Raw genomic sequence first — 767 nt, 5'->3', positions numbered from 1 at the left:
GTACTTTTAAATGGTAGCAACTCTCAAGATGTTTTACAAGGTATAGAGCAACTTATTTATAATCTTCCAGTTATGCTAACCCATGCCCCGTATCAAAACTTACTCAAACAAAGAGAAAATCTTAGCGATACAGCTATCATCGTTTCAACAGGACCCAGCCTTACTAAACAACTTGATACTTTAAAGCAATACGCAAATAAAGCAACCATCATAGCAGCTGATTCTTCCTATCCTATCCTAGCAAAACATAACATCAAGCCTGATTATGTTTTATCTTTGGAAAGAATTCTTCTAACTTCAGAATTTTTTAACAATGATTTTAAAGAATTTGATCAAGATATTTTATTTATCACAACTCATTTAACCCACCCTCAAACCATAAGAAATTTAAAAAGCAATAATAGAAATTTTATGTTGGCTCATAGGGGTTCTAAATTTATAAGATATTTAAAGGTTCAAAAATTTGGAGAATTATCAGAAGGACACAGTGTGGCAAATATAGCTTACGGTTTAGCTGTATTTTTAAGACATAAAAATATTATCTTTATAGGGCAAGACTTAGCTTACGCTGAAGATGGATTTTCTCACACAAAAGATTATCAAAATCTTGATAAACATGAGGGACACTATCAAAGAGATTTTGGACAATTTAGAACTTTAGCCTATGGTGGAAAAGGTTTTGTAGAAAGCTCTTTTAATTGGACTTTGTTTAAATACTATTTAGAAAAAAGAATACAAGAAACAAATCAATTAGAGCTTTGTATAAA

Annotated in this window: 1 protein-coding gene; it reads left to right on the top strand. The window is 30.6% G+C overall.

Annotated elements, in window-relative coordinates; all coding sequences use genetic code 11:
* Positions 1-767 (top strand): 6-hydroxymethylpterin diphosphokinase MptE-like protein (locus H2277_RS09050; protein WP_337201974.1); only part of this gene is annotated, 767 nt, incomplete at both ends.

This window comes from Campylobacter sp. W0014, assembly GCF_020135975.1.
In the GTDB taxonomy this organism is placed as follows: Bacteria; Campylobacterota; Campylobacteria; order Campylobacterales; family Campylobacteraceae; genus Campylobacter_D.
This window is presented reverse-complemented; position numbering and strand designations above follow the sequence as displayed.